The following is a 20,811-nucleotide window of genomic DNA, read 5'->3' on the forward strand; positions in this document are numbered from 1 at the left end:
CCTCATGCGTCGGCGGTCATCTTGGCCGCATCGGCGTGATACTCCATGTATCCGCGCTGAATGGCAATCTGGTCGGCGATGAACTTCGCATCGTGCCAGACCCCCCAGATAAAGGACGACCCCCGCCGCGTCTGCCAGGGCAGTCCGACGAAATAGATCCCCGCTTCGCGCGAGACGCCGCGCTGATGCAGCGGGCGGCCCTTGTCGTCGAAAGTGTCGGCCTTGAGCCAGCCGTAATCCACCGCGTAGCCCGTCGCCCAAAGCACCGTGGTGATGCCTTGCCTGGCCAGGTCCAGCGCCCGAATGGGCGTGCTCACGCAGTCGGGATCCCCGGGGATCACCCGCGCCTCGGGCTCTTCGGGCAGGTCCAGCCCGTTGGCGGCGACATAGGCGTCCGCCTCGTCGAGGACCGAGAGGTAATTTGCGTCGCCGTTCAGGATGTTCTCGCGCAGATCCGGGGCAAAGCGCAGCGTGCCGTTCTCATAGCCCGCCGTCATGCCGACCAGGGTCATGCCCCGGTGCGCCAGCTTGCGCATGTCGACGGTCTTGCCGCCGTCGGCGCCGCTGACGGCGATTGTCACATGGTCGGTCCCCGGGGCCGGCGTGTCGGCGTTCCACTTGCCCAGAACCCCCAGCCACCAGACGAAATCGCGGCCGCGATAGCTGCGCGGCGGGCGGTCATGCGGCCCGACCGACAGGTAGACATCGCGCCCGGCGGTCATCAGCTCTTCGGCGATCTGCACGCCCGACGATCCGGCGCCCACCACCAGCACGCCGCCCTCGAGCAGCTGGCCGGGGTTGTGGTAGGAATTGGAATGCATCTGGAAGACCGGCGCGTCGGCGGGGATGATCGGCGGGATCACCGGGCGCTGGAACGGGCCGGTCGCCGCCACCACGTGGCGCGCCTCGATCTCACCGTCCGAGGTTTCCACCCGAAAGCCGCGCCGCCCGTCCAGCCGGCTGACCCGCGTCACCTCGACCCCGGTGCGCAGCGGCGCGTTGATCTGTTTCGCATAGGCGACGAAGTAATCCGCCACGCTGTCCTTGTCGGGAAAGTCATCGGGGCCGCAGGGGAATGTCATCCCCGGGAACCGGTCATGCCAGGCCGGTCCGTTGGCCACCAGCGAATCCCAGCGTTCGGACCGCCAGCGTTCGGCGATGCGATGCCGTTCCAGCACCAGGTGCGGGATGCCAAGCGCACCCAGATGTTCGCTCATCGCGACGCCTGCCTGCCCGCCGCCGACAACGACCGTATCCGTCTTTTCCATTCCGATCCTCTCTGTACGCACCCTGGACAGCAGACTAAGCGAGCGGACCGCTTGGCCGAAACCCGTTAATAGGGGCGCCATGGCTGGTTTATGGCCAGGGTCCCTTGGCGTACTTCTGTTCTGCGGAAAGAAACAACAGGCTTGCCCGCCACGCAGCCTGCGCAGATGCTGCGACCCGGCGCAACGACAGGAGATCCCATGGCCCACGAGCGCATCCGCCCGTTCAACACGCGCGACACCTACCCCGAGCAATCGCTCGACAACGACCTGGCCCAGGCGGTGGTGACCCGCGGCGGCCGCACCGTCTGGCTGCGCGGGCAATGTCCGCAGAACCTTGACGATGCAAAGAACATCGACAGCCACGATCCGGTCGAACAGACCCACAAGGTGATGCAGAACATCCGCCAGCTGATCGAAGAGGCCGGCGGCAGCATGGAGCACCTGGTGAAGGTCGTCGTCTACATCACCGACGTACGCCACCGTGAGGCCGTCTACCGGACCATGGGCGAATATATCCAGGGGGTGCACCCGGTCTCGACCGGGCTTGTCGTGCAGGCGCTGGCCCGGCCCGAATGGCTGGTGGAAATCGACGGCACCGCCGTGATCCCGGACTGAGCCGATGACCTTCTCGCTTGTCGCCCGCTGTGCCCGGACCGGAATGTTCGGCGTCGCCATTTCCTCCTCCTCGCCGGCCGTGGCCGCGCGCTGCGCCTATGCGCGGGCGGGTGTTGGGGCGGTCGCGTCGCAGAACGTGACCGACCCGACGCTGGGACCGTTGACGCTGGACCTGATGCAGGGCGGCCTGTCGGCGCCCGAAGCCATCGCCGAGGTGCAGCGCCGGGGCAAATTCATCGAGTATCGCCAGGTGCTTGCCGTCGATCCTGCCGGGAACACCGCGATTCACTCGGGCCCCAATTCCCTGGGCATCTGGACCCAGGCCGAAGGCCGGGACGTCGCTTCGGGCGGGAACCTTTTGGCCAATGACGGGGTGCCGGCGGCCATCGTGGAGGGCTTTGTCGGGTCGACCGGCCATCTGGGCGACCGGCTGATCGCCGCCATGCGCGCAGGCCTTGCCGCTGGGGGCGAGGCCGGGCCGGTGCATTCGGCGGGCATGATGCTGGTCGACAAGGTCGCCTGGCCGGTCGCCGACCTGCGCTGCGACTGGACCGAGGAGTGCCCGATCGAGACCGTCGCAACCGCATGGCAGGTCTACAAGCCCCAGCTGGACGCCTATGTCCAACGCGCGCTGGACCCGCGCGCGGCGCCGTCCTACGGCGTGCCCGGCGACGAGTGACCGGGCCGTCCCGACGGCTGGCAGGCGTGCGTGCCAGGCGGATGCTCCCGCCAAGGCGCGATGAAGGCAGAGGCGGCGGCGCCGGCGTGATCGGATCAATACACGGAATTGTCCCATGAATGAGACACTCTCGATTCTGAAGCGTTTGATCGCCTTTGACACTGTTAGTGCGAAATCTAACCTCGATTTGATTGATTTCATCGAAGGCTACCTGAAGGATCGCGGCTTCTGCGTCACGCGTGTCCCAGATATGAGACACAAAAAGGCCGGACTTTTTGCCGCCATCGGGCCGCCGGGCGACGGCGTGCTGCTGTCGGCCCATACCGATGTGGTTCCGGTGGAGGGACAGGACTGGACCCGCGATCCCTTTCGCCTGACCACCGAGGGCGACAGGCTTTACGGGCGCGGCACCACGGACATGAAAGGCTTCCTCGCCGCCATGCTGTCCGTGGCCGACCGGGCCTCGAAAAGACAGCTGAGGGAGCCGCTGAAACTGGCGATCTCCTACGATGAGGAAATCGGCTGTGTCGGCATCGCGCAGATGATCGACGCGCTAACCCCGGCGCTGGGGCAACCGCGCGCCTGTATCGTCGGCGAGCCCACGAACATGGAGGTCGCGATCGGTCACAAGGGCAAGCAGGCGCTGCGCGCGATCTGCCATGGCGAGGCCGGGCATTCGGCGCTGGCGCCGTGCTTTACCAATGCCTTGCATCCGGCAGCCGACCTGGTGCTGGGCCTGCGCGGGCTGCAGGACGAACTGGCCGAAACCGGCGCGCGCGATACCGACTACGCGGTGCCCTTCAGCACGGTGCATGCCGGGATACTGTCGGGCGGCACCGCGCTGAACATCGTGCCGGACCGGGCCGCGCTGACCTTCGAATTCCGCCACCTCGCCGCCGACCGGCCCGGGGACCTGCTCGCCCGGATCGAACGCCTTGTCGACGAGACCGCGCAGCGCCACGGCGCGCGGATCGAGCTTGAGACGCTCACCGCCTATCCCGGGCTCGACACCGCGCCGGATGCGCCCGTCACAACCCTGGTGCAGCGGCTGGCGCAGACGCAAAGCCTGACCAAGGTCGCCTTCGGAACCGAGGCGGGGTTCTTCGATGCGCTGGGGATTCCCACCGTGGTCTGCGGGCCGGGATCGATGGAAGGGCAGGGGCACAAGCCCGACGAATACATCGACCGCGCGCAGCTGGAGGCCTGCGAGCGGATGCTGGACCGGCTGCTCGACACGCTCGCATGACGCGAGTCGCGCGGGCGGTTTGCCTAATAAACAGGCAGGACTGCCCTGTCATGCAGCGGAGCCTGCCGCCTGAAGGGTGACAGACGGCGTCAGGCCTGCCACGCAAGTGCCTGGGCATTTGGCCATCGCTGCCGCAAGGCCCCCGTCGCATCGCGCGATCAGGGGTGCGGGATGCGGCTGGACACTGTCCGGAACACAGGCAGCAGCTGGCAGGCAGACGTTTGAACACCTCAACCACCGATGCGATCGACATCCGCGACGCGGTCAAGCGATACGGCGATTTCACCGCGCTGCACAGCGTCTCCCTGTCGATCCGGGACAATGAATTCTTCACCCTCCTGGGCCCCTCCGGCTGCGGCAAGACCACGCTTCTGCGGATGATCGCCGGCTTCGAGGACGTGACCGAGGGCGCGATCTTTCTGTTCGGGGAAGAGATCGAGAAGCTGCCGCCGCACAAGCGCCCGATCAACACGGTGTTCCAGAACTACGCCCTGTTCCCGCACATGTCGGTGCTGGAGAACGTGGGCTTCGGGCTGGAAATGCTTGGCCACCCGATGCAGGAGGTCCGCAAGCGCGCCGGCGAGGCGCTGGAGATGGTTCAGCTGTCGCAATTCGCCGCGCGCAAGCCCGCGCAGCTGTCCGGCGGGCAGCAGCAGCGGGTGGCGCTGGCCCGGGCGCTGGCGCCCCGGCCCAAGGTGCTGCTGCTGGACGAGCCGCTGTCGGCGCTGGACCTGAAGCTGCGCAAGGCGATGCAGATCGAGCTGAAGCACATCCAGCGCGACACCGGCATCACCTTCATCTTCGTGACCCACGACCAGGAAGAGGCGCTGACCATGTCCGACCGCATCGCGGTGATGTCGTCGGGCGAATTGCAGCAGCTCGGTGACGCGCGCGAGATCTATGAACAGCCGCGCAACACCTTCGTCGCGGATTTCATCGGCGAAACCAACCTGTTGCCCGTCACCGTGGACGAGGTTCAGGGCGGGCGGGCCGCCTGTCACCTGCCCGGGGGGCAGACGCTGACCTGCGATGCCTCGGCCGGAGTGGCGCGGGGGGCCAGGGTGCACCTGTCGCTGCGGCCCGAACGTGTGATCGTGGCGGCGCAGCCGGGGGTCGAGAGCCTGAAGGCCACCGTGCGCGAGAACATCTTCGTCGGCACCGACATCACCACCATCGTCGACCTGGCCGGAGGCGAGGAATTCCGCATCCGCACCTCGAACTCCGACCGGGGCCGCGCGCGGATCTTTGAACCCGGCGCCGGTGTCTTCCTGAACATGGAGCAGGGGGCCGCGCGCCTCCTGACCGACTGATGGCGGGCGGCGCGGCATCCGGCGGGTCGTCGCAAAGCGATACCTATGCCGGCGCGCGGGTCTGGCTGCTGCTGCCGGCCTGGGCGACGCTGCTGATCCTGGTGGTGGCGCCGGTGGGCATCATGCTGGTCTATTCCTTCCTGACGAAGGAATTCCGCGGCGGCGTGATCTGGGAGTTTTCCTGGGAGGCCTATGACCAGTTCTTCTTCAACCGGGGTCTGTTCGGGGACGAACCGCCCCGCATCGAATGGACCTATATCCTGATCTTCTGGCGCTCGATCTGGCAGGCCGGGGTGGCGACGCTGCTGAGCCTGGCGATCGGCTTTCCCACCGCCTGTTTCATCGCGACCCGCGCGCCGCGCCAAAGGCCGATCTGGGTGTTCCTGGTGACGATCCCCTATTGGGTGAACCTGCTGATCCGCACCGTGTCGATGAAATTCCTGCTGCGCGACAACGGTCCGCTGAACGAGGCGCTGCTGGGCATCGGCGTGATCTCGGAACCGCTGCATATCGTGAACACAAACCTCGCCGTGCAGCTGGGGCTGTTCTATTCCTACCTGCCGTTCATGGTGCTGCCGATCTATGCCGCGGTCGAACGCTACAACTTCAGCCTGTCCGAGGCGGCCGCCGATCTTTACGCGCCGCGCTGGACCGTGCTGCGCCGGATCCTGCTGCCGGCGGTGAAGCCGGGGATCGTGGCGGGCTGCATCCTGGTCTTCGTGCCGTCGCTGGGGTCCTTCCTGGCGCCGGACCTGCTGGGCGGGGCACGGAACTTCATGATCGGGTCGCTGATCGAAGAGCAGTTCAAGGGCAACGCCGGCAACTGGCCCTTCGGTGCGGCGGCCTCGATGATCCTGCTGACGCTGGTGCTGATCATCCTGCTGTTTTCCGCCCGGCAGCAGGGCCGGCAGGAGGCGCGCTGAGATGGCCGCGAAATACGATCTGAGGGTCTTTCCCGGCTTTCGCGCGGTCACGCTGTTCTGCCTCGCGATCCTTTATGCGCCGCTGGTGATCGTGACGATCTACAGCTTCAACGCCTCGCCCTCGATCACCAACTGGGACGGTGTCTCGCTGCGCTGGTACGTCGATGTCTTCACCGGGCCGGATTCGGAGAAGTTCAAATACGCCGCGCGCAACAGCTTTATCATCGCGATCATCGCCGCGACGGTGGCGACATGCATCGCCACGCTGGCCGCCACCGCGATCCTGCGCGGCGGGCGGTTCCGGCTGCGCACGGTGTCCTTCGGGCTGGTGTCGCTGCCCCTGATGGTGCCCGAGATCGTGACGGCGGTCGCCACGCTGATCTTCTTCAACGCGATCGGCTTCGACCGCGGCCTGCTGACCATCCTGCTGGCGCATATCGCCTTCTGCATCCCCTTCGCCTACCTGCCGATTTCCGCCCGGATGCAGGGGATCGAAGCGACCTATGAACAGGCCGCGATGGACCTTTATGCGACCAGGACGCTGGCCTTCCGCCGGGTGCTGCTGCCGCTGATGACGCCGGGGATCGTGTCGGGCTTCCTTTTGGCCTTCATCGTGTCGCTGGACGATTTCATCATCACCAACTTCGTGAAGGGCGCGGGGGTCGAAACCCTGCCGACAGCGATCTTCGGCGCGGTGAAACAGGGGATCAAACCGAATATCATGGCGATCTCGACCATGCTGCTGGGCATCTCGGTGGTGATGGTCACGCTGTCCTGGCTGGTCAGCCGCCGGGACGCCACGAAATGACGAGTACCCGACAGACATAAGCAAAACAGGGAGACAGACATGACATCCATTGTGAAGAGGGCTTTGACGACGACGGCCGCGGCGGCCGTTCTGTCGCTGGGCGCCGGGGCCGTGGCGGCCGAGGGCGACCTGGTGATCTATCACTGGTTCGAATACATCCCGCAGGAATTGCTGGACAAGTTTTCCGAGGAATATGACGTCAACGTCGTCATGGACACCTATGACAGCAACGAATCCCTGCTGGCGGCGCTGAAGGCCGGGGGCATGGGCACCTATGACGTGGCCGTGCCCGGCGATTACATGGTCGAGATCATGACCAACGAGGGCATGCTGGACGTGATCGCGGACGGCGAGCTGAAGAACAAGGGCAACATTTCCGAGGAATGGGCCGATCCGTCCTTCGATCCGGGCCGCAAGCATTCGATCCCCTATCAGTGGGGCTCGACCTCGTTCGCGGTCAGCCGCGATGTCTATGACGGCGATATCAACACCACCGCGATCCTCTTCGATCCGCCCGAAGAGCTGTCGGGCCAGATCAACATGCTGGACACCCAGGGCGAGGTGCTGACCATGGCCGCGCTGCACATGGGCATCCCGCAATGCACCACCGACCGCGACCAGCTGAAGGCGCTGAACCAGATGGTGCAGGCGGCGAAACCGCACTGGGCCTCGTTCAACTCGGACACCGCCAAGGAAGTGCTGGTGTCGGGCGACGTGGCCGTCGGCCAGATCTGGGACGGCTTTGCCGCCCGCGCGCGCGCGGAAGGGGCGAATATCGAATACGCCTTCCCGAAAGAGGGCTACGTGGTCTGGATGGACAATGTCGTGCTGCTGAAGGACGCGCCGAACCGCGAGAACGCGCTGTTGTTCATGGATTTCCTGCTGGAGCCCGAGAACATCGCCGCGGTCACCAATTATGCCCGCTACGTGGCGGGCGTCGATGGCGTGGAAGACTTCCTCGACCCCGAGCTGAAGACCCAGCCCGAGGCCAACCCGCCGGCCGATGCCGGCCCCGGCGTCTTCGTGCAGGCCTGCCCGCAGGAGATCCAGGAGGTCTATGACCAGATCTGGACCAACCTGAAGAAGTAAGCCGAAGGGCGGGGGCGACCTGCGTCCCCGCCACCACCGCGCATCAGTAGACCGAGGCCAGCCCCTGGGGCTTCAGCGACGGCTGTACGATCACCGTCGCCCCGTGCACGGACCGCTTGTGCAGGTCGATCACGTCCTGGTCCAGCATCCGGATGCACCCCGACGACACCGCCTTGCCAAGGTATTCCGGCTCGCATCCGCCATGGATGCGGTAGAGCGTATCGCGCCCGTTCTCGAACAGGTACAGCGCACGGGCGCCCAGCGGGTTGTCCGGCCCCGGATCCATGCCGCCGTTGGCCACCGAATAGGGGGCCAGGTGGGGGTGCCGCTCGATCATCGTATCGGGCACCTTCCAGCGCGGCCATTCCCGCGCGAACTGCAGCCGCGCGATCCCGTCCCAGCCGAAGCCCGCCGCGCCGACCGAGACGCCGTAGCGCATCGCCGTATCGCGGGTTTCGACGAAATGCAGGATGGCGGCGTCAGGGTCGACGACGATGGTGCCGGGTTTGCGATCCGGCCAGGGGTTGGCGACCTCGCGCCGCCAGAGCCGGGGCGGCACCACGCCTTCGGGCACCGCCGGGATCGGGAAGGGCTCGTCCATGATGGGGCCGTAGAAGGCGGGAAGCGGCGGGATGACCGGTTCCAGCGGTGCGTTGCGCGTGACGGTGTCGGTCGTGCAGGCGCCAAGCGCCGTCGCCGCGCCCATGGCGACGAAGCTGCGTCGGGTGAACATGGTTTTCTCCTGTGTGATCTGAACGGTACGGGTCCGGTCAGATCGGGCGCGGAGGGCTCCTTGGGGGCTGCGGCTGGTGGCCGGTCACCGCCCAGCCCGGGGCAGGGTGATGCGGATCGCGGCCGTCGGGACGCAGCGCGCCAGGATCCCCGGGCAGGATCGCGGGCAGCGCGCAATGGGTGCCCGGCAGGGTCGCGGTCCGGCAGCGCTTGCCGGTCGGTGCGGCGGTCTCGTGGGTCTCGGTGATCCCGTGCAGCTCGGCCGCCCTGGCCACGGCCGCCACCGGCGCGGCCGAAAGCCATGCCCCCCAGGGCAGCAGCATGACGACAAGCAGCACGCAAAGGCTTCGATAGAGGATCCGCATGGGGGATGTTTTTCCCCATCCGGGCGCCGCTGTCCATGGATCAGAGCACGCGGGCAAGGAAACTTCTCGTGCGCTCGTGTTTCGGCGCGGTGAAGATTTCCCCGGGTGTCCCACTTTCGAGAATCTGTCCTTCATTCAGGAAGCAGACCTTGTCGGCCACCTCGCGGGCGAACCCCATCTCGTGGGTGGCGAGCATCATGGTCATCCCGTCGCTGCGCAGCTGGCGCAGCACGTCCAGCACCTCGCCCACCAGCTCGGGATCGAGGGCGGAGGTGATCTCGTCCAGCAGCAGGATCTCCGGCTCCATCGCGAGCGCGCGGATGATCGCGACACGCTGCTGCTGCCCGCCCGACAGGGCGTCGGGATACTTGTCCATGTGGCTCTCCAGCCCGAAGCGGCGGAAGAGCGCGCGAACCGGCTCCTCCAGCTGCGCGGGTGTCCGGGATTTCACCCGGCGCGGGGCCAGCATCACGTTCTGAACGGCCGTCATGTGCGGGAAGAGGTTGTAGGACTGGAACACCATCCCCACCCGCTGCCGCACCGGGCGCGGATCCAGCCCGGGCTCGGCGATGTCGATGCCGTCCAGGACGATCTCGCCGTCGTCCACCGGCTCCAGCAGGTTGATGCAGCGCAGCAGGGTGGATTTGCCCGACCCCGAGGCGCCGATCAGGCAGACCAGTTCGCCCTTTTCCACCGACAGGTCGATGCCCCGGATCACCCGGTTGTCGCCGAAGCTTTTGGTCACGCCGCGAATGTCGAGAAAGCTCATCGCTGTCCCCTCTGCCGCGCCATGAGGTAATCGGCATAGCGCGTGGCGGGGATCGTCACGGCAAGGAAGATCAGCGCGGCGCCCACATAGGGTGTGAAATTCGCCATCAGCGACTTGTAGACACCGGCCTGGCGGAAGATTTCGACCGGTCCGATGAAGGACAGCAGCGCCACGTCTTTCTGCAGCGCGATGAAGAGGTTCATGTTCGCCGGCACCACGTTGCGCAGTGCCTGCGGCAGGATCACGTAGCGCATCGTGTCGGCCTCCGACAGGCCCAGCGACTGCGCGGCAGCGCGCTGGCTTTGGTGGATGCTGTCGATGCCCGAGCGGATGACCTCGGCCACATAGGCGGCATAGACGACGATCAGGGCGAGAGAACCCCAGATATAGGGCGAATTCCACGGACGTGGCAGGCCCAGACCGGGAATGCCGAAGCCCACGAGGTAGATCACCAGGATCACCGGCAGGCCCCGGAAGATATCCGTGTAAAGCGCCCCGAAGGCCCGAAGCGGGAACAGCACCGGGTTGCGCACGTCGCGGCAGAGCGCGATGGCCAGGCCCAGAACCGCGATCAGCGGCGCGCACCAGGCGAAGATGGCGATGTCCAGCAGGAAGGCTTCGAGAAGACCGGGGAAGGTACGGGCGAAGACCGAGCCGTTGAAGAAGCTCTTCTTCACGGCCTCCCAGCCCGGCGCCAGCGGCACCAGAAGGATGATGGCCGCGACGATCACGGCGGTGGATCCGGCCGCGATCAGGTTGGACCGGCGGCGCAGGCGGGATTCGTAGATGGCGCGGCGGGTCGGTGCCGCGCCCTGCGGAGGCAGGCTCATGTCAGTCGATGACGGGCACGCCGGTGGCTTCCTGCAGCCACTGCGCCTCGATCTCGGCCAGCTTGCCGCTGTCGGTCAGGGCGGTGATTGCGGCGTCGACGCAGGGCTTCAGCGCGCTGCCTTCTTCCATCAGCAGGCCGAACTGGTCGGGGTTGTCGGATCGGTCGGCCGGGAACTGGCCCAGCACCGTACCGTCCTCCACCAGCACCGCCGCCAGGTACAGCGCAGTGGGCAGGTCGAAGAGCGCGGCGTCGATCTGGCCCGCCTGGATCGCGGCGGTGACGTCGGCATTGTCGCCATACAGCATCGGGTCGCGGTCCGGCCCGACGATCTCCATCAGCATGGGCACGGCGGTGGTGTTGGCATCAGCGCCCCAGATCACGCCCTTGAGCGAGTCGACCGTTGGTTCGACCCCGTTGGAGACCGCGGCGTTGGTGGTCAGAACCGCCATGGCGGAGGTGTAATAGGGCAGCGAGAAATCGACCATCTCCTCGCGCTCGGGCGTGATCGAGAATTGCTGCATGTTGAAATCGAAGTTCTTCGCGCCCGGCTGGATCGCCTCGTCGAACGAGGTGCGGACCCATTGCACGTCGCCGGGGGCAAAGCCCATTTCGGCGGCGATGGCATAAGCGACGGCGGATTCGAAGCCCTTGCCGCTTTCCGGTTTGTCGTCGGCGACCCAAGGGTAATAGGCCGGATTGCCGGTGGCGACGGTCAGCTTGCCGTCGGTCAGGGTCTTGCCGGCGGTGCAGGCGTTCCCGGCGGCCAGCGCCGCGCCGGAGACCGAGGCGAAAAGGCCCGCGGCGAGCGCGAGGGAGAGCGGTTTCATGGGCTGTGATCCTCGTTGAACGTGTCGCGAATGTCCGGCTTGCAGGTTCTGTGCGCGCAGGGCGTTTGTCCAGCCCCGACAGCGTCGCCGGGACCCGTGGTGCCGCAATCGCCGGGGCGCGGTTAGCGGTTCAGCGTTGCGCTGACGTCGATCCGATTGCCGAAGGGATCGGCAATGACGACGGCGCGCAGGCCATGATCCTTGCCGGCCAGCCGACGGAGGATGCGCAGCCCGGGTTCGGGTCATCCACGTGTTGACCATCCGCGGCCCGGCGGCCCGGTCGCGGATGGCCGATCTGCTGTCCGAACGGGGGCATGAGACGCCGGCGGGCGCGCGGCATCAGGCCCGTTGGTCCGGCGGCCCGACCGAAAATTCTTCTGCCTGTGCGGACATTTGATCATGGCGGAACACTTGGCCAAAGCTATGGTTTTCCATGATTGACGGACCGCGCGATCCGGTGTCCCTGTTGAGACATGAAGACCTCTCCGCTCCCCGACCGGGGGTTCCCCACAGACGAGTTCCGAACCCGCACAGCCCGCATCCGGGCCGGCCTGGCCAAGGCCGGGCTGGACGCGATCCTGCTGACGACAGAGCCCGAGATCCGCTATGTCACTGGGTTTCTCACCCGGTTCTGGGAAAGCCCGACGCGGCCCTGGTTCGTCATCGTTCCTCTGGGGCAGGAGCCTGTTGCCGTGATCCCCGAGATCGGCGCGCCGCTGATGGGGCAGGGATGGATCACCGATATCCGGACGTGGAGCTCACCCGACTACGACGACGACGGGATCGGCCTGCTGGCGCGGTCGCTGCGCGGGCTGGTGCCGGACAGCGGGCGGATCGGCGTGCCCGACGAGGGCGAAACGCATCTGCGCATGCCATTGTCATCCTGGTCGCATCTGCAGAAGCGGGTGGGCGGGCGAAGGTTCGTCGGCGATGGCGGGCTGATGCGGCGGCTGCGCATGGTGAAATCGCCGGCCGAGATCGCCAAGATCGAAACCGCCGCCGCCATCGCCGGCCGCGCCTTTGACCGCCTGCCCGAGATCGCCGCCGAGGGCGTGCCGCTGCAGACGGTCTTTCGCCAGTTCCAGGGGCTCTGCCTGGAGGAGGGGGCGGACTGGGTCTCCTACCTCGCCGGTGGCGCGGGGCCGGGGGGATATGCGGATGTGATCTCTCCGGCCAGCGCGCGGCCGCTGCAGCGGGGCGATGTCCTGATGCTGGACACCGGCGCGGTGCATGACGGGCATTTCTGCGATTTCAACCGCAACGTCTCCATCGGGTCGGCCAGCGCCGAGGTGCGCGCCGCCCATGCCCGGCTGATCGAGGCGACGGCCGCGGGGTTCGACGCGGCGCGTCCCGGACAGCGAGCGCGGGACCTGGCGCGGGCGATGGACAAGGTGCTGACCGGCGGCACTGGCACGCCCGGCCGGCTGGGGCACGGGCTGGGCATGCAGCTGACCGAGCCGCCGTCGCTGATGCCGGCGGATGACACTGTCCTGCGGCCCGGCATGGTGCTGACGCTTGAACCGGTGCTGGCGCTGGGCGAGGGTCGGATCATGGTCCACGAGGAAAACATCGTGATCGAGGAGACCGGCGCGCGCTGGCTGTCGGCGCCCTCGGGCACCGAGATCCCCGAGATCGGCGCATGACCGGTGCGCTGCCCTTCCGGCTGGATCCCGGACGGCCGGCGCAGCTGGGGCTTGTCGTGCTGCAGGAGGACGAGACGCTCGAGGACGATTTCCGACGGTTGCTGCCCGGGGACGTGACGCTGCTGGTCTCGCGGGTGCCCTCGGGCCGGGACGTGACGCCCGAAAGCCTTGCGGCGATGGAGACGCATCTTGGCGCCTCCGCCGGGCTGATGCCGCGCGGCGCGCAACTGTGCGCGCTGGCCTACGGCTGCACGTCGGGGGCCGCGCAGATCGGGCCCGAACGGATCGCGGCGCGGCTGGCCGAAAGCGGGTTGCTCTGCCCGGTGACAGAGCCGGTGTCGGCGCTTGTTGCCGCCTGCCGGGCGCTGCGTCTGCGGCGGCTGGGCCTGTTGTCGCCCTATGTCGCGCCGGTGTCCGAACGGCTGCGGGCGGTGCTGCACGAGCGGGGTCTGACCACGCCGGCCTTCGGCAGTTTCGGTGTCTCGGAAGAGGCGATCGTGTGCCGGATCGATCGCGACTCGGTTCTGCGGGCGGCGGCCGAGGTCGCCGGTCAGGCCGAGGTCGACGGGCTGTTCCTGTCCTGCACCAACCTGCGCACGATGGAGGCGATTCCGCTTCTGGAACAACAGCTTGGCCTACCGGTCCTGTCCAGCAACCTGGTTCTGGGCTGGCACCTTCTGCAGCTGGCGGGCCTGCCCCTGCCGCCAGGTCGGCCCGGGCGTCTGTTCGCGCAGGCCGCCGGGCAATAGGGACTGCGCAATCGCGACAAATGGAGACGTTAAGCCGCCCTTAAGAGCCTGCCTGCTATCCCTGTTCCCGGGTGAGAAAAGGTGGGTGACATGGCTGCGCCAGGCAACGAAGCGCCGGCCATCATCAAGAGAAAGAAAGTCGTTGGCGGCGGCGGGCACCATGGTGGGGCCTGGAAAGTCGCCTACGCGGACTTCGTGACCGCGATGATGGCCTTCTTCCTTCTGATGTGGCTGCTGAACGCAACGACGGAAAAGCAACGCAAGGGTCTGGCGGACTACTTCTCGCCGACCGTTCCGATCAGCCGGGTGACCGGCGGCGGCGACGGCATGTTCGGCGGCCAGAGCGTGTTCTCGCAGGACAGTTTCCTCGAAATGGGCACCGGCGCGGCGTCGGTTCATCCGACCGAATCCAACAAGTCGCGCGGCGAAAGCGGCCTGCTCCAGGAAGGTGAGGAGGGCGCCGAGGAGGACCAGGCCTTCACCGATGTCGAGGACTCCCTGATGGGCCGCGGCGGTGAAAGCATGGTCACCAACGAGATGCTCAAGCACGTGGTCACCCGCGTCACCGACGAGGGGCTGATCATCGAGATCTTCGCCACCGACGACGGGCCGCTGTTCGAGGGCGAAGGCGAACGCCCGACCGCCCTTTTGCGGGACATCGTGCGGATGGTGACGCGGTCGATCACGCCGGTGGCCAACACCATCGCGATCGAGGGGCACATGCGCGCGCAGCCGGTCGTTCTGGCCTCCAACCCGTCGTGGGACAGGTCGACGCAGCGGGCGCACCGGGTGCGCGAACTCTTTGAATTCGCTGGAATTCCACCGAAGCGCCTGCGCCGGGTGACCGGGCATTCCGACCGCGAGCTGGTCGCGAAGGACCCGATGTCGGTCCGCAACGACCGGATCGAAGTGATCCTGCTGCGGAACTGAGATCGCTCTGCCGCCCGCTTGCGTCGCGGCGCGGGAGGCGATCCGGGGGGACCGGGGCGGGAAGGAGATAGGTGGGATTTGATCTGTTAGCGCGGCCTTAATCCCGAGCACGCTAGCTGTTGCCGCAAGACGCGCTTGCAGCAACAGAAAGGTGCTTACATGTCCATGTCGTCCTCGCTCAACGCCGGTGTTTCCGGCTTGCAGTCCAATTCGACGCAGCTTTCGGCCATTTCGGAGAATATCGCCAACGGATCGACCTTTGGCTACAAGCGGGTCGAGACCAGCTTCAATGCCATGGTCATGGGATCGGGCGCCGCCTATACGGCCGGCGGCGTGGCCGCCTCGACGACCCGGCTGATCGACGAATCCGGTGCGCTGGTGTCGACCAAGAACCCCACCGATATCGCCATCAGCGGCCGTGGCTTCGTTCCCACCACCTGGGAGCCGGAGTTCGCCGCAGGCGGTTCCGATATGCTGCTCAGCCGGGGCGACAGTTTCCGCATCAACGAAGACGGCTACCTGGCCACGGAAACCGGGCTGCTGCTGATGGGCTGGCCCGCGAACCAGGACGGGACCATCCCAAACTATCCGCGCGACACCGCCGACGGGCTTGAGCCGATCCAGTTCAGCCTGAACCTGTCGGGCGACCCGACCACATCCGTCGCCATGAGCCTCAACCTGCCCGCGGTCGATACCGAAACCGGCGCCTCGGGCGAGCCGCACGAACTGACGGTGGAATACTTCGACAACCTCGGCCGGTCGCAGAGCATCACGATGACATTCACCCCGACGGTGCCGGCCACCGGCACGTCGAACGAATGGACCGTGGTGCTGACCGACAGCGCCCAGCCGGGCGTGACGATCGGCGAATATGTCATGACGTTCGAAGACAGCCGGACCGCCGGCGGCACGTTGCAGTCGGTCGCCACCACCACCGGCGGCCCCTACGACCCGGTCGATGGCACGGTGCTGGTCAATGTCGCCGCCGGCCCGATCGAAATCGACATCGGCGCGGTCAACGATCCCTTCGGCGTGACCCAGCTATCCGACAGCTTCGCGCCGATCTCGATCACCAAGGACGGATCGCCCGTGGGCAACATGGTCTCGGTCGAGATCGACGAGAACGGCATGGTCAACGTGCTGTATGACACCGGCGTGACCGACACGCTGTACCAGGTGCCGCTGATCAACGTGCCCAATCCCAATGGGCTGGTGCCGCTGAATCAGCAGACCTATCGCCCCAGCAACAACAGCGGGTCATACTTCCTGTGGGATGCCGGCGACGGGCCGGTGGGGACGGTCTCGGCCTATGCCCGCGAAGGGTCCAACGTGGATATCGCCTCTGAACTGACCGACATGATCCAGACCCAAAGGGCCTATTCCTCGAACGCGAAGGTCATCCAGACCGTCGACGAAATGTTGCAAGAAACCACCAACATCAAGCGCTAAGCGCTTCTAGGAGGACCGGCTCATGTCCCTCACTGCCGCATCTTACAACGCGCTCAGCGGCCTGAACATGGCTTCGCTGACATCGCGCCTGATCTCGGACAACATCGCAAATTCGATGACCCCGGGCTACGGCGTGCGTACTCTCGGCCTGACGTCGGACCACAACGGGTCCGGCGTCAAGGTCCAGTCGATCACGCGGTTCGTCGACCCGGTCCTTCTGGCCAACCGGCGCGAGGCCGACGCGCTTTTGGCCAGCACCAGCACGATGACCCGCTTCTACGCCCGGATCGAGGACATCATCGGCCTGCCCGACGACGAATCGTCGCTCTCTGCCCGGATGACCCGGTTTCAGGCCGACCTGCTGGAAGCCGCCAGCCGCCCGGATTCCGGCATTCGCCTGGATCAGGCGGCGCATTCGGCGGGCGAGCTTGTCGATGTCATCAACGAGGCCGCGACTGCGGTGCAGGACCTGCGAAACGATGCCGAGAAGGACATCGCCGCCCAGGTCGTCCGCATGAACGACCTGCTCGCGGGCATCGACGAACTGAACACATCCATCTCGAAGACCATGATTTCCGGCAAGTCGGCGGCGCCGCTGGTCGACCAGCGGCAGAACATGATCGACGAATTGGCGAAGATCGTTCCGGTCAAGGAGGTCGAGCGGGAAAACGGGCAGATTTCCCTGTACTCGGCGGGGGGCGCGATCCTGCTGGACATCGAACCGGCCGAAATCGGGTTTACCCAGGTCAACCTGGTGACCCAGTATGCCACGCTGGACAACGGGCAGCTCTACGGGCTGACCTTGAACGGCCGCGACATCAGCGTCGATCCGGACCGCAGCGCGTTGCGCGGCGGGTCCCTGATGGCGGCCTTCGAGGTGCGCGATGTCACCGGGGTGGAGATGCAGGCCCGGCTGGACGGCATGGCCCGCGACCTGGTCGAACGGTTCGAGGATCCGGCGCTTGATGCCACCCGTGCGCCCGGCGATCCCGGGCTTTTCACCGACAGTGGCTCCGCCTTCAACCCGGCGGACGAACTGGGCCTCGCGCAGCGGCTGGCTCTGAACGCGGCGGTGGATCCGGACCAGGGCGGCGAAAGCTGGCGCCTGCGGGACGGGCTGGGCGCCGCGGCCCCCGGCGAGATCGGCAATGCGGACCTGATCCAGGACCTGATGGGCGCGATGGAAGGGGCGCGTACCGCACCGACCAGCGTCGGTACCGGCAGCTATTCGGCCACCGGGCTTGCGGATTACGTGACATCCCTGATCAGCACCGAACGCGCACGGGCGGAATCCGACAACAGCTTTGCCGCGATCCGGCAGACAGAGATGTCGGCCCTTCTGGACGCCGATGGCGTGGATACAGATGCCGAACTGGCATCGCTCATGCTGGTCGAACAGGTCTACGCCGCCAACGCGCAGGTCATGCAGACGATCGACAGCATGCTCCAGACCCTGATGGAGATCTGATCATGGGCCAGTATTCGATTGGCGACCTCGCCCAGTCCTCGCTGTTGCGGCTGCAAAGCACCCGGATGAAGGCCGACCTGCTGCAGCTGTCGCAGGAGCTGAGCACCGGCATGGTGGCCGACGTTGGCGTGCACCTGGCCGGGGACCTGGGGTATTACGCCGACGTGGAAAAGAACCTGCGCCTGCTGGACGGCTACGACCTGGCCGCGAAAGAGGCGAGCCAGTTCGCCGATTCGACGCAATCGGTGCTCGACCGCGTCGCCAGCTTGCTGGGTTCCTCGGTGCAAAGCACGCTGCCCGCGGCGACCACCGCCTATCAGGATGTGCGCGATCACGCGTCGATGGACGCGCGCAACGATCTCGAAGCGGTGATCGCCTCGCTCAACGGGACCTCGGCGGGCCGCAGCCTCTTTGCCGGCGCCGCCACCGACACGCTGCCACTGATCTCGTCGACCGTCTTCATCGACACGATGCTTGCGGCGCTGCCCCCGATCACCGACCCCGCCAGCCTGGTGACAGCGGTTGAGGATTGGTTCAGTGATCCGGCCGGGTTCGATGCGATGGCCTACCAGGGCTCGACCAACGACATTTCTCCGGTTCCGATCGGCGAGGACCTTCTGGTCAACATGTCGGTGCGCGCCGATTCCGACCCCCTGAAGGAGGTGATGAAGGGCCTGGCCCTTGCCGCCGTCGCCACCGATCCGGCCTGGGGTTTCGACCATCTCGAACAGGTCGAGGTCTTCGATGCGGCGTCGGGGATCATGCTGACGGCGCAATCCCGGCTGACCGCCCTGCAATCCGACATCGGCGCGGCGCAGGAGCGGATCGAGACCACCCTGACCCGCAACGCCGCCGCCCGGATCGGCTTTGAACAGGCGCGCCTGTCCCTTGTCGGCGCCGATCCCTTCGAGACGGCAACACGGCTGGACGATGTCCAGCTGCGGCTGGAAAGCCTGTACGCCGTGACCGCGCGCATGTCGCGCCTAAGCCTGGTGAATTACTTCTGATGCGACTGATCGTTCTTCTGCTCCTGCTCGTCCTGCCCGCCACCGTGTCGGCCGCCCCGGTCCGGCTCAAGGATCTCGTGGAATTCGACGGGGTCCGAGGCAACGATCTGGTCGGCTACGGGCTGGTCGTCGGGCTGAACGGGACCGGCGACGGGCTGAGAAACGCGCCCTTCACCGAAGATATCATGGCGACGATCCTCGAACGTCTTGGTGTCAACGTGACGGGCGAACAATTCCGGCCCAAGAACGTGGCGGCGGTGCTGGTGACGGCCAGCCTGCCGCCGTTTTCGCGGGCCGGGTCGCAGATCGACGTGACGGTGTCGGCGATCGGCGATGCCAAGAGCCTGCTGGGCGGCACGTTGATCATGACACCGCTGAACGCCGCGGATGGCCAGATCTATGCCGTGGCCCAGGGCACCGTACTGGCCGGCGGCGTTTCCGCCGGAGGTGATGCGGCCGAGGTCAGCACTGGTGTGCCCACCTCGGGGCTGATCCCCTCCGGCGCGCGGGTCGAGCGCGAGATCGAGTTCCAGCTGTCTTCGCTCAGCACCGTGCGGCTGGCCCTGCGAGAGCCCGATTTCACCACCGCGGGCCGGATCGAGAGCGCCATAAACCGCGAATTCCGCCGCAATGTGGCAGTGATGACGGATTCCGGCACGATCGAGCTGAACATCGGTGCCACGCGGACGGCCTCGACGGCTCATGCGTTGCAGCGGGTGGAGAACATCCTGGTCGAGCCCGAACGCAAGGCGCGCGTGGTCGTCGACCAGCGCTCCGGGACGATCGTGATGGGGGATGACGTGCGGATCTCGCGGGTGGCGGTGTCTCAGGGCGGGCTGACCCTGCGGGTCGAGGAGGCACCGATCGCGGTGCAGCCAAATCCCTTTGCCCGGGGCGAGACGGTGGTGGTGCCGCGCACCAATGCCGGCATCCAGGAGGATCCGGGCATCAGCCTGGCCGAGGTGCCCGAGGGGACATCCCTGGCGCAGGTGATCGCGGGGCTCAACGCGCTGGGCGTGTCCCCGCGGGACATGATCGACATCCTGCAGACGATCAAGGCGGCCGGGGCACTGCATGCGGAGTTCGTGGTGCGCTGACGCACCGGCCCCTGCCACCGCGCCCCAAGGGACCGCTTTGCGCGGTCCCTTTTTCTTGCGCCGGTCGGTCTTTCGACCGAGGCGCATTCGCATTTGTCAGGGCGGTCAAGTTCGCCGCGGAACCTTCTCCGGCCGGGCGACTGCCGGAGCCGGCGCGCATTGGCGAGGCTGGCGTCGCCTCTGGCCTTTCCCCATCTTCTGTGGGGACGGCACTCCTCCAGGCGGGTCCCTCGGGACCCGCCTGGCAGATGCTGCCAGTGGCTGTTCAGTTGAAGTAGCTGCGGACGAGGGCGCCGGCGATCAGGCTCCAGCCGTCGGCGACCACAAAGAAGGCCAGCTTGAACGGCAGGGCAACGACGGCCGGGGGCACCATCATCATCCCCATCGACATGAGGATCGCCGCGACCACCAGGTCGATGACCAGGAACGGCAGGAAGATGACAAAGCCGATCTGGAAGGCGCGGGCGATTTCCGACAGCAGGAAGCTGGGGACGAGCAGCGACAGCTGCGCATCGCGGGCCGGCGCGTCGAGATCGGCGTCGGGGCGCAGGGTGGCCATGGCCGTGAAGGTGTCGGGATCCAGACGGGCGGCCATGAAGTCGCGGAACGGATCCATGGTCCGCACGAAGGCGGTTTCGGTATCGATGCTTTCCGACAGCAGTGGTTCGATCCCTGCCTGCCAGGCCGTCATGAACACCGGCTCCATCACGAAATAGGTCAGGAACAGCGCGAGGCTGACGATCAGCATGTTCGGCGGCGCCTGCTGCAGGCCGATGGCCTGGCGCAGGATCGAAAGGACGGTGACGAGAAACGGAAAACAGGTGATCATGATCACCAGCCCCGGCGCGATGCTGAGGACGGTGATCAGCAGGATCAGCTGGATGGACCGCGCCGTCAGCGATTCGCCGTCGCCCAGCGAGACCGAGATCTCCTGCGCGTGAAGGCCGGCCGGCAGGGTACAGACCAGCAGGACAAGCCCGGCGGCCCAGACCATGCGGGACATGG

At 66.6% G+C, this 20,811-nt stretch carries 21 protein-coding genes; 14 read left to right on the top strand and 7 right to left on the bottom strand.

Annotated elements, in window-relative coordinates:
* Positions 1-2: 2 nt before the first annotated feature.
* A complete protein-coding gene (locus ATO3_RS06475) occupies positions 3-1,274 on the bottom strand; it encodes a flavin-containing monooxygenase (RefSeq protein ID WP_088649358.1) in 1,272 nt (423 codons plus the stop codon).
* A gap of 192 nt (positions 1,275-1,466) precedes the next feature.
* Here ATO3_RS06475 and ATO3_RS06480 point away from each other — a divergent pair, with 192 nt between their 5' ends.
* The 7 genes from ATO3_RS06480 (at position 1,467) to ATO3_RS06510 (ending at position 7,938) form a co-directional block, all read left to right on the top strand.
* Positions 1,467-1,883, top strand: coding sequence for a RidA family protein (locus ATO3_RS06480; protein ID WP_088649004.1), 417 nt, complete (start codon positions 1,467-1,469; stop codon positions 1,881-1,883).
* Positions 1,884-1,887: 4 nt separating this feature from the next.
* The gene (locus ATO3_RS06485) at positions 1,888-2,562 is read left to right on the top strand and encodes a DUF1028 domain-containing protein (RefSeq protein WP_088649005.1); all 675 of its coding nucleotides are present in this window, start codon (positions 1,888-1,890) and stop codon (positions 2,560-2,562) included.
* A gap of 115 nt (positions 2,563-2,677) precedes the next feature.
* On the top strand, positions 2,678-3,808 hold the full coding sequence (argE, locus tag ATO3_RS06490; RefSeq protein WP_088649006.1) for an acetylornithine deacetylase: 1,131 nt from the start codon (positions 2,678-2,680) through the stop codon (positions 3,806-3,808).
* A 221-nt stretch (positions 3,809-4,029) separates the two neighbouring features.
* Positions 4,030-5,118 carry an ABC transporter ATP-binding protein gene (locus tag ATO3_RS06495; RefSeq protein ID WP_088649007.1) on the top strand — a complete coding sequence of 363 codons (1,089 nt, stop codon included), beginning with the start codon at positions 4,030-4,032 and terminating at the stop codon, positions 5,116-5,118.
* On the top strand, positions 5,118-6,041 hold the full coding sequence (locus tag ATO3_RS06500; RefSeq protein ID WP_088649008.1) for an ABC transporter permease: 924 nt from the start codon (positions 5,118-5,120) through the stop codon (positions 6,039-6,041). Before ATO3_RS06495 ends, ATO3_RS06500 begins: the two co-directional genes overlap by 1 nt.
* A gap of 1 nt (position 6,042) precedes the next feature.
* On the top strand, positions 6,043-6,849 hold the full coding sequence (locus ATO3_RS06505) for an ABC transporter permease (protein WP_088649009.1): 807 nt from the start codon (positions 6,043-6,045) through the stop codon (positions 6,847-6,849).
* Between the two features lie 39 nt (positions 6,850-6,888).
* Positions 6,889-7,938, top strand: a complete 1,050-nt coding sequence (locus tag ATO3_RS06510) for an extracellular solute-binding protein (RefSeq protein ID WP_088649010.1) — start codon at positions 6,889-6,891, stop codon at positions 7,936-7,938.
* Between the two features lie 43 nt (positions 7,939-7,981).
* Here ATO3_RS06510 and ATO3_RS06515 read toward each other — a convergent pair whose 3' ends face one another.
* The 5 genes from ATO3_RS06515 to ATO3_RS06535 are packed head-to-tail and all read right to left on the bottom strand — an operon-like array spanning position 7,982 to position 11,463.
* Complete coding sequence (locus tag ATO3_RS06515; protein WP_088649011.1) at positions 7,982-8,671, bottom strand: L,D-transpeptidase; 690 nt, start codon at positions 8,669-8,671, stop codon at positions 7,982-7,984.
* A gap of 37 nt (positions 8,672-8,708) precedes the next feature.
* Positions 8,709-9,035, bottom strand: a complete 327-nt coding sequence (locus ATO3_RS06520; protein ID WP_088649012.1) for a hypothetical protein — start codon at positions 9,033-9,035, stop codon at positions 8,709-8,711.
* A gap of 40 nt (positions 9,036-9,075) precedes the next feature.
* Positions 9,076-9,804: an amino acid ABC transporter ATP-binding protein gene (locus tag ATO3_RS06525; RefSeq protein ID WP_088649013.1), complete on the bottom strand. Its 729-nt coding sequence runs from the start codon at positions 9,802-9,804 to the stop codon at positions 9,076-9,078.
* On the bottom strand, positions 9,801-10,634 hold the full coding sequence (locus tag ATO3_RS06530; RefSeq protein WP_088649014.1) for an amino acid ABC transporter permease: 834 nt from the start codon (positions 10,632-10,634) through the stop codon (positions 9,801-9,803). The genes ATO3_RS06525 and ATO3_RS06530 overlap by 4 nt, the downstream gene beginning before the upstream one ends.
* A 1-nt stretch (position 10,635) precedes the next feature.
* Positions 10,636-11,463, bottom strand: coding sequence for an ABC transporter substrate-binding protein (locus ATO3_RS06535; protein ID WP_088649015.1), 828 nt, complete (start codon positions 11,461-11,463; stop codon positions 10,636-10,638).
* 473 nt (positions 11,464-11,936) lie between these two features.
* On the opposite strand from ATO3_RS06535, the gene ATO3_RS06545 reads away from it, so the two are divergent.
* The 7 genes from ATO3_RS06545 to ATO3_RS06575 all read left to right on the top strand — a co-directional run bounded on the left by ATO3_RS06545 (position 11,937) and on the right by ATO3_RS06575 (position 19,806).
* The gene (locus tag ATO3_RS06545; protein WP_088649017.1) at positions 11,937-13,106 is read left to right on the top strand and encodes a M24 family metallopeptidase; all 1,170 of its coding nucleotides are present in this window, start codon (positions 11,937-11,939) and stop codon (positions 13,104-13,106) included.
* Complete coding sequence (locus tag ATO3_RS06550; protein ID WP_088649018.1) at positions 13,103-13,855, top strand: maleate cis-trans isomerase family protein; 753 nt, start codon at positions 13,103-13,105, stop codon at positions 13,853-13,855. The genes ATO3_RS06545 and ATO3_RS06550 overlap by 4 nt, the downstream gene beginning before the upstream one ends.
* A 90-nt stretch (positions 13,856-13,945) precedes the next feature.
* Positions 13,946-14,785 carry an OmpA/MotB family protein gene (locus ATO3_RS06555; protein ID WP_088649019.1) on the top strand — a complete coding sequence of 280 codons (840 nt, stop codon included), beginning with the start codon at positions 13,946-13,948 and terminating at the stop codon, positions 14,783-14,785.
* Positions 14,786-14,944: 159 nt separating this feature from the next.
* Positions 14,945-16,234 (top strand): flagellar hook protein FlgE, encoded by a 1,290-nt coding sequence (locus ATO3_RS06560; protein WP_198963216.1) that lies wholly within the window; start codon positions 14,945-14,947, stop codon positions 16,232-16,234.
* A 22-nt stretch (positions 16,235-16,256) separates the two neighbouring features.
* Positions 16,257-17,702, top strand: coding sequence for a flagellar hook-associated protein FlgK (gene flgK / locus ATO3_RS06565; protein ID WP_088649021.1), 1,446 nt, complete (start codon positions 16,257-16,259; stop codon positions 17,700-17,702).
* 2 nt (positions 17,703-17,704) lie between these two features.
* Positions 17,705-18,709 (top strand): flagellin, encoded by a 1,005-nt coding sequence (locus ATO3_RS06570; protein WP_088649022.1) that lies wholly within the window; start codon positions 17,705-17,707, stop codon positions 18,707-18,709.
* Positions 18,709-19,806, top strand: coding sequence for a flagellar basal body P-ring protein FlgI (locus ATO3_RS06575; protein WP_088649023.1), 1,098 nt, complete (start codon positions 18,709-18,711; stop codon positions 19,804-19,806). Before ATO3_RS06570 ends, ATO3_RS06575 begins: the two co-directional genes overlap by 1 nt.
* A gap of 265 nt (positions 19,807-20,071) precedes the next feature.
* Here ATO3_RS06575 and fliP read toward each other — a convergent pair whose 3' ends face one another.
* Entirely contained in the window at positions 20,072-20,809 is a 738-nt protein-coding gene (gene fliP, locus ATO3_RS06580; RefSeq protein WP_088649024.1) for a flagellar type III secretion system pore protein FliP, read from the bottom strand.
* Positions 20,810-20,811 lie beyond the last annotated feature (2 nt).

The organism is Marinibacterium profundimaris, assembly GCF_002210095.1.
In the GTDB taxonomy this organism is placed as follows: domain Bacteria; phylum Pseudomonadota; class Alphaproteobacteria; order Rhodobacterales; family Rhodobacteraceae; genus Marinibacterium; species Marinibacterium profundimaris.